This window comes from Microbacterium sp. DMC48 (genome assembly GCF_056313825.1).
Window position 1 is genome coordinate 250,246 of record NZ_JBQUZN010000005.1, and the last position, 12,185, is coordinate 262,430.

Genomic DNA, 12,185 nt, shown 5'->3' on the forward strand with positions numbered 1-12,185 from the left:
CAGCGTCATGTTGCCCGCGCGCCGGCGCGGGTCGGTTTGCGTGTTCGCGCCCGGCGGCGGACAGTGGTGTGGTGCCCGATGCCTCGATCGCTCTTCCTGCTCCCACCCTCTCGGACGACGCCGCTGTGCTGGACGCGGTACTGGACAATGCGGCGTGGTCGTCGCTGACGGGGCCGCACGCGGCATTCGCGATCGGCGGGGACCTCGCCCGCCGCTACCCCGACGATGTCGCGCCCTTCGTCGCCGTGCGCACGTGGGACGACCCCGCGGTCTGGGATGCTCTGCGCGAGATCGTGGATGCCGGCGAGGAGTTCGGACTGTCCGGCTTCGACGGTGAACTGCCGCCCGGGTGGGAGTTCGTCGGGGGCGGTGACGGCGTGCAGCTGATCGAGACGCCGGCGTTGTCGACGCGCCCGGACGACGAGGCTGTGGAGCTCGGCGCGGACGATGTGGACGACATGCTCGCGATCGTCGCCCGCAATCAGCCCGGCCCGTTCCGCCCGCGCACGCACGAGCTCGGCCGCTACATCGGCATCCGCCGGGGTGGGCGTCTCGTGGCGATGGCGGGCGAGCGCCTCCACCCGACGGGCTGGACCGAGATCAGTGCCGTCGCCGTCGACGAGGACCACCGGCGTCAGGGGTTGGCCTCGCGGCTCGTGCTGGATGTGGCCTTCCACATCCAGCAGCGCGGCGACCGGGCGTTGCTGCACGCCGCGGCATCCAACACCGGCGCGATCGCCGCCTACGAACGTCTCGGCTTCGTACTGCGCCGCCGCACGCGCTTCAGCTCGGTGCGGGCACCGCGATGAGCGCGCCGCAGCCCCTGCGCTCCCTCGGATTTCTCACCATCGGTCTGTTCGATCGCGCCGATCCGCGCCCCGGGCACGAAGCGACGCTGGCGATCATCGAGCGCGCCGAACGATTGGGCTTCGACAGCGCGTGGCTGCGCGACCGTCACCTGCAGTACGGGATCTCGTCGCCGCTGACGGTGCTGGCGGCCGCGTCACAGCGGACCAGCCGCATCCGTCTGGGCACTGCGGTGATTCCGCTCGGGTTCGAGAATCCCTTCCGCCTCGCTGAAGACCTCGCGACCGTGGATGTGCTCAGCGGGGGCCGGCTGGAGCCGGGGTTCTCCGTGGGCCCGCCCCGGCGACTCGACGAGTTCGCTGATGCGCTCTACCCAGGCACGGCTGACCGGGAGCAGTTCGGGTACGAACGTCTGTCGCGGCTGCGCGGCTATCTCGCGGGCGAACGGGTGAGCTCCTTCTCCGGTGTGGAGGGAATCGAGGAGTTCTCCGAGCGCATCGAGCCGCACGCCGCGACGCTCGCCGAGCGCCTGTGGTACGGAGCCGGCAGTCGCGATTCGACGCTCTGGGCGGCGCAGAACGGCTTCCACCTGCTTACGAGCAGCGTGATCCAGTCGACCGGATCGACCGATTTCGACGCGGAGCAGGACGCGCAGATCCGGCTGTTCCGAGAGCATCACGCCGACGGAGCGCAGGCGCGCGTCTCGCAGGGACTCGTCGTCATCCCCACCGACAGCGCCACGGCCGAGCAGCGTTCGCGGTATCTCGCGTACGCGGCATCCCGCGCCCCTCGTGTCGGCGTCGCCCATGGGCCGAAGGGCATGCTCTTCTCGCCCGATCTGGTGGGAACGTCTGCCGAGATCGCCGAGACGCTGCTGTCGAGTCGGGCTTTCGCGCACGTCGACGAGGTGGCGTTCGCGCTGCCGTTCACCTTCGCCGAAGCGGACTACATCCAGATCCTCGAAGACATCGCCGGTGTTCTCGCCCCGCTGCTCGGCTGGAGCCCGTCAGATCACCAGCCCCGAGAGGCGCCGGCCGGCGTGGGGCCGACCGCGACGGGGCGACGGCGATCGCGGGCCCACTGGCTCCACGAGCCCGCATAGACGGATGCCGAGATCCCCGCCGTCGCCAGGGCGAGAGCGGAGTGTGCTGACGCGACGCCGGTGCCGCAGTACAGGACGATCGGCGCACGCACGTCGACCCCCGCAGAACGGAGAACCTCTCGGATGACCTCGGGAGACTCGAGGGTGCCGTCGCCGCGGATGTAGGCGCTGGTGGGCACGTTGAGCGCGCCAGGGATGTGCCCCGACGCGGGATCGGCGCCCGTCGCGTGCCCGCGATAGTGGGCCGCGGAGCGCACATCGATGACGACGCCATCCAGGTGCGCCCGCGCCGTCTCGTCGATGTCGACCGCCAGCGGTTCGCTGTCACCGAGCACGATGTCGCCGGGGTGGGGCTGCACGTCGCCCGCCTCGATCGGGTAGCCCTGGGCGACCCAGGCACGCAGTCCCCCGTCGAGCACGCCCACGTTCACGCCGCGGGCCGAGAGCAGCCACCAGGCGCGTGCCGCCGCGACGGAGTCGTTGTCGTCGTAGGCGATGACGAGGTCGCCCTCGTTCACGCCCCACCGGCGCGCGCTGCGTTCGAGCTCCTCGCGCGACGGCGGGGGAAGGCGCCCCTCCTCGGGATGGCCGGGGCGGGCGAGCTCGCGCTCGAGGTCGACGTACACGGCGCCGGGGAGGTGGGCGGCGAGATACGAGGGCCGGCCTTCCGGGACGTCGAGCCTCCAGCGCACGTCGAGAAGCCGCACGGATGCAGACGCGGCGATGGCCGCGCTGACTGCGGTCGCGTCGATGAGGTGGGGCACGCTTCCAGCGTCACGCCCCCGACGCGTCGCCGGGAATCGCGACGACATGTGCCGCAACAGGACGAAAGACGACGACGCAATCGGGAGGCGTTGTGCGGGCGTGCGGCCGATGACCGCACGCCCGTCAGCCGGTGACCGAAGCGGCCACCAGTCGCTGCTGTGCGGCGCCGAGCCGTTCGATGCCGACCTCCATCACGTCGCCCTCCGAGAGATAGGGAAATCGACCCGAAAGCGCGACACCCTGCGGCGTGCCCGTGTTGATGAGATCGCCCGGCTCGAGCACGACGTACTGGCTGAGGTGGTGGACGATCTCGGCGACGGAGAAGATCATGTCGCCGGTGTGTGAGTCCTGTCGGGGCTGCCCGTTCACGAGCGACCACAGCCGCAGGTTCTGCGGGTCGCCGACCTCGTCGGCTGTGACGAGCGCCGGCCCGAGCGGATTGAACGTCTCGGCGCTCTTGCCCTTCGACCACTGCCCGCCCGAGTGTTCGACCTGATACGCGCGTTCGGAGACGTCGTTGCTGACGACGTAGCCCGCGACATGGTCCAAGGCCTCCGCGGGCGAAGAGAGATAGCGCGCGCGGCGCCCGATGACCACGCCCAGCTCCACCTCCCAGTCGACCTTGACCGCACCGGGGGGAATGGCGACGTTGTCGAAGGGGCCGACGACCGTGTTCGGGTGCTTGTAGAACAGGATCGGCACCGTTGGCGGCGCATCGCCGGACTCGGCGGCGTGTGCAGCGTAGTTCTGCCCGATGCACAGCACGGCGGTCGGCCGAGCGATCGGCGCTCCCACGCGCAGCTGCGCGGCACCGTCCAGTTCGGGCAGCGTTCCGGCGGCGAGCGCGGTGCGCACGCGCTCCAGGCCACCACCGGCGAAGAACACGCCGTCGATGTCGGCGGTCAGCGCGTCGATGCGCAGGTAGCGACCGCCGTCTTCCACCACGGGGATCTCCGCGCCCTGGGGCCCGAGTCGACGCAGCTTCATGATGTGCTCTCTCTCCTCGCCGTCGGCGAGATCAGTGGATGCCGGCTCTCTGGATGCCGGATCAGTGGGTGTAGGGGCGGAATGTCGGGATGTCGGGGTTCAGCGACACGCCGAACCCCGGCGTCTCGGGCACCTTCAGTCGTCCGTTGACGGGCACCGGCTCACCGTCGAGGATCGGCGAGAACATGGGAACCACTTCCTCCGCGGTGGGGTGCATCATCAGGAACTCGGCGAAGGGGCTGTTGGTCCGGGTGACGACGAAGTGGTACGAGTACACCGACGAGCCGTGCGGCACGACCATGACGCCGTGCGCATCGGCGAGGGCGGAGATCTTGGCCAGCTCGGTGATCCCGCCGCACCACCCCACGTCGGGCTGGATGATGTCGGCCGCTTTCATCTCCAGCAGGTGACGGAAGCCCCAGCGCGTCGCTTCGTGCTCACCGGTGGTCACCAGCATCGTGGGCGGAACCTGGGCGCGCAGCTGCGCATAACCCCAGTAGTCGTCCGGCGGCAGCGCCTCTTCGATCCACTTCAGTCCGTACTCGGCGGCCCCGTGCGCCAGCCGGGTGGCGTAGTCGAGGTCGAGCGACATCCAGCAGTCCAGCATCAGCCAGAAGTCGTGGCCGACGCGCTCACGCATGTCGCGGATCATCTCGAGGTTTTTGCGCATGCCCTCTTCACCTTCGGCCGGCCCATGGTGCAGGGGCATTTTGCCGCCGATGAAGCCGAGCTCTTTCGCCCGATCGGGTCGCGCACCGGTGGCGTAGAAGACCAGCTCGTCGCGGACGGCGCCGCCCAGAAGCGCGAACACCGGCTCCTGACGGATCTTGCCGAGCAGGTCGTACAGCGCCAGATCGACGCCGCTGATGGCGTTCAGCACGACACCGCGCCGTCCGTAGAACAGCGTCGACTTGTACATCTGGTCCCAGATGCGCTCGATGTCGGTGACGCGTGCACCTTCGACGAACCGCGCGAGGTGACGCTCGACGATGAACGCGCCCAGCTCGCCGGCCGTCGTGACCGAGAAGCCCACCGTGCCGTCTTCGGCTTCGATCTCGACGACGAGAGTTCCGAGGACGTTGATGCCGAAGCTCTGCCGCGACTGCCGGAACTCCGGATAGACCGACATCGGCGTGGCGATGTGGTCGTCGATCCAGTGCCCTTCGGGCTGGTCGTGATAATCGGCCCCGCCGCCGCGCAGCGTGTAGGCGCGCACCTGCGTGATCCGCAGCTCAGACATCGCCGTTCCCTTCGTTGAAGCGCACGAGCACCTTGCCCGGCGTGGTCGTGGAGTGCGCGAGGCGCGCGAATGCCGCGGGGGCGTCGTCGAGCGACACCACCTCGCTGATGAGGGCGGATGCCGCGGCGGGCGCGGTCGACATCCAGTGCGCCGCGTCGTCGAAGTCTTCCGACGAGTAGGTGAAGCTGCCGACGATCGTGCGCTCCTCGGTGCTCACCCGGAACGCCGAGAGCTCCACCGTCGGCGCTCCCATCCCGACGAGGGAGATCGAACCGCCGAACCGTGTCGCGGTGAGCGCCTGCTCGAGCGTGCGGCTGATGCCCACCGCATCGATCGTGACGTCGGCGAGCGAGCCGAACACGCCTTCGACCGATGCGACCAGCGGGGAGCTCGTCGGGTCGACGGCGGTCGCGCCGAGGCGAGAGATGAGATCGCGCCGCCCGGCATCCAGTTCGCTCACGACGATGTCGGTGACCCCGGCCATGATGAGCGCGAGCACGACGGACTGCCCGATCGGTCCGCCGCCGAGCACGAGCACCTTCTGTCCGGGTGCGATGCCGACCCGGCGCACGGCGTGCACGGCGACGGCGAGCGGCTCGATCAGTGCGCCGTAGTCGGGCGGCAGGTCGTCGGCGAGGCGGACGACATTGCGCGCCGGAACGCACAGCCGCTCGGCGAAGGCGGCGGGAAGATCCGCCCGCACGCCGATGACGTATCGATCGGGGTGGTGCTGCTCGCGTCCGCGGTACTCGTCCGCGTCGGTGGCGGGGATGACGACCGGGTTCACGGTGACGAGGTCGCCCACCGCGAGGCCGTCGACACCTCCACCGACCTCGATGATGCGCCCGACCGTCTCATGACCCATGATCTGACCCGGGAAGCGCCGGCCGTTCTCCCCCGTGTAACCGTGGATGTCCGAGCCGCAGATGCCGGTCGCGATGACCGCGATGACGACGGTGCCGTCTTCGGCGCGCGGGTCGGGATGCTCGACGACCGCCATGCGGCCGAACTCCTGCAGAGTCAGCGCCTTCATCGTGTCGTCTCCTGTCTGGACGGGCCGAGGGGACCCATGCGGTAGATGCGTCGGGCCGTCAGCCCGAAGAGGGCGCCCCGCTCGGATGCCGAGGCATCGCGGGTCAGCTCGTCGAACGCCGTGTAGAGCTGTGCGTAGGAGGAGTAGAGCTTGTCGACCGGGAAATTGCTGGCGAACATGGCGCGCTCGGCGCCGAAGGCCTCGATCGCCTCACGGACGAAGGGACGGAGCGAGGCGGCATCCCACCGGTGATCGACCATGCCGAGGCCGGAGATCTTGATCGACACGTTCGGTTCGGCGGCCAGAGCGCGCAGCTGCACCCGCCAGCGCGCGATCTCGTCGTCGCTGCGTCCGATCGGCATGCCGGTGTGGTTGAGGATGATCTGCGCCTCGGGATGCTGTCGGGCGAGCCGCGCGAGGTCGGCGTACTGATCCGGGTAGACCTGCGCGTCGAACGACAGGCCCGCCTGCACGAGCGCGGCGAAGTTCGCGAGCCACACGGGGTCGCTGATGATGTCGGCGCGTGCGGTGTAGGTGAAGCGCGGATCGGGGTGCCAGTTGAGGATGTGGCGCACGCCGACGACACCCGGGATGTCGGTGAGCGCGCGGAGACGCTCCTCGGCGTCAGCGGCGAGGAGATCGGCGCCGGCGACGATGGCCTGCGGCATCCCCTCCGACTCGCGCAGCTGCGAGATCCAGCGCGCCTCGGCGACGCCGTCGGACGCGCCCGCATCGACGTGCACCGAGCCGACCAGACGCATGCCGATCTCGCGGAGCCCGTCCGCATCGGCGCGGAAGTCGTCGAGCTCGTAGTCGGCGCGCAGCGGCGCGTCGGGCCCGTGGAAGCGCTCGACCGGCGCGTCTTCGAGCCACGCGTAGCGCTGGCCGGGTGTGCCGAGCGCCCAGAGGTGGTGGTGCGCGTCGACGACGTCGATCACGAGCCCGACTCCGCCGAGCGGGCGCGCACGGTCTCGTTCAGCAGCACGGCGCCGATGATGACGACGCCGAGCACGAGGTTCTGCCAGAAGGGCGCCACGGTCAGCACGTTCAGTCCGTTGGACAGCACGGCGAGCAGGACGACGCCGACGACGGTGCCGCCGATGCTGCCGACGCCGCCGGTCAGCGAGGCGCCCCCGACCACGACGGCGGCGACGCCGGTCAGCAGGAGGTTGAACCCGGGCTGGGGCTGGGCGACCTGAAGGGTGCTGGTGTTGAGCACGCCAGCAACGGCGGCGGTGAGTCCGCACAGCACGTAGGCGCTGAACTTGATGCGCTTGATGCGCACGCCGGCCAGGCGCGCAGCGCTCTCGTTGCCGCCCGTCGCGTACACGAAGCGTCCCCACCGGGTCTTGCGGGTCGCGACCCACAGCACCGCGACGATGAGCGCCAAGACGAACACGGCGGTCGGGATGCCGGCGACACGGAACGCGGTGAGGTCGGTGAAGTCCTCGCTCAGGCCCTGGATGGGGCCGCCGCCGGAGACGGCCAGCGACAGCGACAGCGCGATCGAGTACGTTCCGAGGGTCACAACGAACGGCTGCAGCCGCGTGATGGCGACGAGCAGCCCGTTGAGCGCGCCGAAGGCGGCCCCGACGACGAGGGCGACGATGACGGCAACGACCGCGGGCATGCCGAGCGAGACGTTGATGGCTCCCGCGGTCACGCTCGTCAGTGCCATCACCGAGGCGAACGAGAGGTCGATGCCTCCGGTGAGCACGACGACGGTCAGCCCGAGCGCGAGCAGGCCGACGACGACGCAGGCCTGCAGGATCGAGACGAAGTTGCCGTAGGTGAAGAACAGCGGCGACTGCAGCGAGAAGACGACGACGAGGGCGGCGAGCACGAGCAGGAGGGTGCTCCCCCGCAGCGTCGAGAGCGTGAGACGGCGGCGCGACCGGGTCGGGCGCGCTTCCGCGGCGGTGGCGGGCAGAGTGGTGGTCACGACGACGTGGACCTTTCTGTGGAAGACGGATCAGGCCACGCGCTCGCGCGCCGGCAGGGCGGCGCGCAACAGCACGTGCTGAGGTGTGGATGCCGGGAACTCGCCCGTCACCTGGCCCTCGGCGACGACGAGGATGCGGTCGCTGAGGCGGAGGATCTCGGGAAGCTCCGACGAGACCATGACGATGGCCAGTCCGCTGTCGGCCAGCGCCTCCAGCAGCTCCCAGATCTCCTTCTTGGCGCCGATGTCGACGCCACGCGTGGGCTCGTCGAGGATGATCACTCGCGGATCGGTCGCCAGCAGGCGTGCGAGGAGAACCTTCTGCTGGTTGCCGCCGGAGAGGCGCCCGACGGGTCCGCGCGGGTTGCCGCGCAGCGACATCCGCTGCATCGCGTCGTCGAAACGGCGGGTGTCGTCGCGGCGGCTCGTCCAGCGCCGGCCGGCGCGGATGAGCCCCGACAGCGACACATTGAAGGGCGCGGACTGCTCGAGCACGAGGCCGTCACGCTTGCGGTCTTCGGGCAGGAACGCGATGCCGGCGGCGAGCGCTCGGGCGGGATCGAGTCGTCCGACGTCGGTTCCGTCGATGATCACCTGTCCCCCGTGCCAGGGGTCGCCGATGATGTGCGAGATGAGACGCGTGCGTCCGGAGCCGGCGAGCCCGGCGATGCCGACGATCTCCCCCGCGTGCACCGCGAGATCGAGCGTGCTTTCGCGCATCGGCAGGCCCCGCAGTTCGAGCACGACGGGCCGTTCGGCCGATGCGGCCGCGGCGGCCGGCGAGCGCACGGCCGTGAGGTCGAGTTCACGGCCGGTCATCTCCTGGATGATCCGGGCGGGGTCGGTCTCGGCCACCGGCCGGTGCGACACGACGCGACCGTCGCGGAGCACGGTGACCTCGTCGGCCATCTCCATGACCTCCTCGAGACGGTGGGAGACGAACAGCACGCTCACGCCGGAGGCGGTGAGCTCCCGCACGAGCACGGCGAGGTCGTCGACCTCGTGGGGGCCGAGGGCAGCCGTGGGCTCATCGAGGATCAGCACGCGCGCTTCGGCGAGCAGGCAGCGGGCGATGACGATGCGCTGCTGCTGCGCGAGCGACAGGTCGCGCGGGTAGGCCTGCGTGTCGACGGTCGAGCCGGCTCGGGCCAGCGCGGCGGCGGCGAGGCGCGCCGAGGCGCGGTCGTCGAGGAACGGACCCCGGCGCACTTCGCGCCCCAGCATGACGTTCTGGGCGACGGTCAGCTCGTCGATGACGTCGAGCTCCTGGTAGACGGTCGCGATGCGCGCCGACGCGGCATCCGCCGGTGCGTGCAGAGTGATGGCCTCGCCGTCGAGCAGCAGCTCGCCCTCGTCAGGCTGCTCCACCCCGCACAGCATCTTGATGATCGTCGACTTGCCGGCGCCGTTCTCGCCGACGAGCGCGTGCACGCGTCCGGGCAGCAGGCTCAGGTGGATGCCGTCGACCACGCGAGCAGTGCCGAAGCTCTTGGTGAGGCCGCGCGCCTCCAGCACCGGAGTGCCGGAGGCGGCGGCTGCCGTGGGGGTGTTCACCAGCCCACGCCCTCCTTGCCGATGAAGTCGGCGACGTTGTCCTTCGTGATGACGGGGTTGTCGAAGGTGGGTGCCGGGTCGTACTTCTCGCCGCGCGCGATCTTCACGGCGGTCTGCAGGCCGACGTAGCCGAGCTCGTAGGGCTTCATGAGCACCGTTGCGGCCATATCACCGTCCTGCACGGCCTTCAGGCCCGCAGTCTGCGCGCCGAGGCCGACGACCTTCACGTCCTTGCCGGATTCCTTGACGGCGCGGATGGTGCCGAGTGCGGTGTTGTCGTCCATGACGAGCAGGTACTGCGTCTCGGGGTGACCGGTGAGCAGGTTCTGCGTCACGGTGTAGGCCTGTGCGGGGTCGAACCCGGTCTCGACCTCGCCGACATACGTGATGCCGGGGTTCTGGGAGATCACGTTCTGCCAGCCCTTGGCCCGGTTGATGACGTTGACGACACCGGCGACACCGATCTCTCCGCCGATGTTGCCCTTGCCACCCAGCTGCTTCACGGCGTACGTGGCCATGGCCTCGCCGAGCTTGACGTTGTCGTAGCCGACGTAGGCGGCCGTGTCGTCGCCTGCCTTGCGGTCGACGGCGACGACGGGGATGCCGGCGTTCTTGGCCTGGGTGGCGAGGGCCGCGCCGGCCTCGGCGGATCCGGGCGTGAAGATCAGCGCGTTGACCTTGCGGTTGATCATCTGCTCAACGTTCGACTGCTCGGTCTGGTCACTCGCCTGGCTGTCGAGCACGACGACGTCGACGTCGCTGCCTTCGGCCTTCGCGGCGGCTTCGATGCCGGCGGCCTGCGCCTGGTAGTAGGGGTACATCGAGATACCCGTGATCACCACGCCGATGGTGATCTTCTGTCCCGCGCTCGCCGTTGCGGCGCCCGCGGAGTCTCCTGCCTTGCTGCACCCGGACAACGCCAGGCTCGCAATCACAGCGGTCGCCCCCAGCGCGACCAGCCTCTTCTTCCAGCTCACGATCACTCCTTTGTGTTCATATACGTGAACCCTGATGTACGTATATGAACATAGTGGGCGTGAATAACCCGCTTGTCAAGCAAGAGTTGATCCTCAGGGCGCAGCGATCCCGAGGCTGTCCTGGACGGCCGCGGCGGTGTCGCGAAGAGGCCCGAGAACGTCGTGGGGCCACTCCTCGGTGGTGCGGAAGGTGGGCATGGTGACCGACATCGCGGTGTAGAGGCCGGCGGCGTCCATCCGCGTCAGCGGCACGGCGACGCAGCGGCATCCTTCGGTGAATTCCTCATCGTCGACGGCGAAGCGCTGCGCTCGCGCCGCACCCAGTACCGCGAGCAGCTCGTCGGCGCCGGTCACCGTGTGCGCCGTATACGCGCGCCGTTCGATGGCGCGCAGGCGATGGCCCGCGTCGGCCGGATCGAGCATGGACAGCAGGGCCTTCCCGATTCCCGTGGCATAGGAAGGCAGGCGCATGCCGACCGACGAGGCCAGCCGCATGGGATTCGGCGAATCGCTGATGGCGATGTAGACGTTCTCGAGGCCGTCGAGTCGCGCGAGCTGGACGGTCTCCCCCAGCTGAGCGGCGAGGGCATCCATGCGCGGCTGCGCGGCCGCGACGATGTCGCGGTGACCCTCGTAACGCTGACCCACCTGCCATGCGCGGAGCCCGAGCGAGTAGAGCTTGGTCGCCGGGTCGAAGACGAGCCACCCGCTCGATGCGAGGGTGTTGAGCAGCCCGTGGGCGCTGGAGCGCGGAAGGGCGAGGCCGTCGGCGATCTCACTGAAGGTCGCGGCACTGCGCTCGGCGACGAACTCGAGGACGACGAGCGCCCGATCGGCTGATTTGACCACGGCGTCACTCATACCGCGACTCTAGTTCATATTCGTGAACGAGGTGCCAGTGTTCAGAATTTCTTCTTCGACGGACCGAGCTTGGCGAAAGCAGCGCCGCGGAATCCACCGCGCGTTCGACGGCCACCGCTGATAGACATCAGAGATGACGCTCTCACGAACGACGACGCACACGACCACGGTCCTCGGCGTTCTCATCGCCGCAGCGTTCGCACTGTCGGGCTGTGCGACGGCGACCGGGGCAGCACCGTCACCGAGCTCTTCCACCAGCGACGAGGCCACAGCCACATCGACGGCGGGCGCCACCGTGACGGGAACCGGTGCGACGGGATGGCCGGGGCTGGACTTCCCCGTTCCCGCGGGCGCCCGCTCGGTGTCGATCGACTTCACCTGCGAGGGCATCGGGCACTACGTCGTCGAGTTCGGCGATGCGATGGCGGAGAACACGTCCCCGATCAGCGGAACGTGCGGCGCGCCGGCGACGCTCGCCTGGCCGGTGGATGCGAAGACCCAACCCTCCATCGCGGTGACGGTGGACGACGGCGTCGCGTGGACGGCGACGCCGCTGTTCTCCACCGCGGAGTTCGTTCGGGATGCCGCGGTAACCGCGGACTGCGCCGCCTTCGTCGACATCTACAGCGCCCTCATCAACGCCGATCAGGGGTACTCCCAGTACAAGGCGTTCGATGCCGCGACCTGGACGGCGCGGGTCACCGCGGCATCATCCCAGCTCGCTGCCCTCGCAGCCGCCTCCACGTCGAGCTTGAAGGGGCCGCTCACGTCGATGTCGCACACGGTGTCGACGGCCACCGAGCCCGGCACCGCCCAGGCGGGCATCGCGGATGATGTGGCGCAGATCGGTGCCGCGTGCAATGCGAACCAGACGCCGTACTTCATCAAGGCGGAGTTCGGCGGCTGAGGTGCCGGCC

At 69.6% G+C, this 12,185-nt stretch carries 12 protein-coding genes; 3 read left to right on the forward strand and 9 right to left on the reverse strand.

Annotated features, from left to right (window positions below; all coding sequences use genetic code 11):
* Positions 1–71 precede the first annotated feature (71 nt).
* Both ACT53O_RS10275 and ACT53O_RS10280 read left to right on the forward strand, forming a co-directional pair.
* Positions 72–809: a GNAT family N-acetyltransferase gene (locus ACT53O_RS10275; protein WP_347417481.1), complete on the forward strand. Its 738-nt coding sequence runs from the start codon at positions 72–74 to the stop codon at positions 807–809.
* Positions 806–1,909: an LLM class flavin-dependent oxidoreductase gene (locus ACT53O_RS10280; RefSeq protein WP_476152241.1), complete on the forward strand. Its 1,104-nt coding sequence runs from the start codon at positions 806–808 to the stop codon at positions 1,907–1,909. Before ACT53O_RS10275 ends, ACT53O_RS10280 begins: the two co-directional genes overlap by 4 nt.
* On the opposite strand, the gene ACT53O_RS10285 is transcribed toward ACT53O_RS10280, so the two are convergent.
* The 9 genes from ACT53O_RS10285 to ACT53O_RS10325 all read right to left on the reverse strand — a co-directional run bounded on the left by ACT53O_RS10285 (position 1,819) and on the right by ACT53O_RS10325 (position 11,268).
* Entirely contained in the window at positions 1,819–2,673 is an 855-nt protein-coding gene (locus ACT53O_RS10285) for a sulfurtransferase (protein WP_476152243.1), read from the reverse strand. The genes ACT53O_RS10280 and ACT53O_RS10285 overlap by 91 nt on opposite strands.
* A gap of 124 nt (positions 2,674–2,797) precedes the next feature.
* The gene (locus ACT53O_RS10290; protein ID WP_347417484.1) at positions 2,798–3,661 is read right to left on the reverse strand and encodes a fumarylacetoacetate hydrolase family protein; all 864 of its coding nucleotides are present in this window, start codon (positions 3,659–3,661) and stop codon (positions 2,798–2,800) included.
* Positions 3,662–3,722: 61 nt separating this feature from the next.
* Entirely contained in the window at positions 3,723–4,901 is a 1,179-nt protein-coding gene (rhmD, locus tag ACT53O_RS10295; RefSeq protein WP_347417485.1) for an L-rhamnonate dehydratase, read from the reverse strand.
* Positions 4,894–5,934, reverse strand: coding sequence for a zinc-dependent alcohol dehydrogenase (locus tag ACT53O_RS10300; protein ID WP_347417486.1), 1,041 nt, complete (start codon positions 5,932–5,934; stop codon positions 4,894–4,896). Before ACT53O_RS10300 ends, rhmD begins: the two co-directional genes overlap by 8 nt.
* The gene (locus ACT53O_RS10305; RefSeq protein WP_476152246.1) at positions 5,931–6,872 is read right to left on the reverse strand and encodes an amidohydrolase family protein; all 942 of its coding nucleotides are present in this window, start codon (positions 6,870–6,872) and stop codon (positions 5,931–5,933) included. The genes ACT53O_RS10300 and ACT53O_RS10305 overlap by 4 nt, the downstream gene beginning before the upstream one ends.
* Positions 6,869–7,876, reverse strand: a complete 1,008-nt coding sequence (locus tag ACT53O_RS10310; protein WP_476152248.1) for an ABC transporter permease — start codon at positions 7,874–7,876, stop codon at positions 6,869–6,871. The genes ACT53O_RS10305 and ACT53O_RS10310 overlap by 4 nt, the downstream gene beginning before the upstream one ends.
* A gap of 30 nt (positions 7,877–7,906) precedes the next feature.
* Entirely contained in the window at positions 7,907–9,430 is a 1,524-nt protein-coding gene (locus tag ACT53O_RS10315) for a sugar ABC transporter ATP-binding protein (RefSeq protein WP_347417489.1), read from the reverse strand.
* A complete protein-coding gene (locus ACT53O_RS10320) occupies positions 9,427–10,407 on the reverse strand; it encodes a sugar ABC transporter substrate-binding protein (RefSeq protein ID WP_135950105.1) in 981 nt (326 codons plus the stop codon). The genes ACT53O_RS10315 and ACT53O_RS10320 overlap by 4 nt, the downstream gene beginning before the upstream one ends.
* Positions 10,408–10,500: 93 nt before the next feature.
* Complete coding sequence (locus ACT53O_RS10325) at positions 10,501–11,268, reverse strand: IclR family transcriptional regulator (RefSeq protein WP_347417490.1); 768 nt, start codon at positions 11,266–11,268, stop codon at positions 10,501–10,503.
* A gap of 133 nt (positions 11,269–11,401) precedes the next feature.
* Between ACT53O_RS10325 and ACT53O_RS10330 the strand changes: the two genes are divergently transcribed.
* The gene (locus ACT53O_RS10330) at positions 11,402–12,175 is read left to right on the forward strand and encodes a hypothetical protein (protein WP_347417491.1); all 774 of its coding nucleotides are present in this window, start codon (positions 11,402–11,404) and stop codon (positions 12,173–12,175) included.
* Positions 12,176–12,185 lie beyond the last annotated feature (10 nt).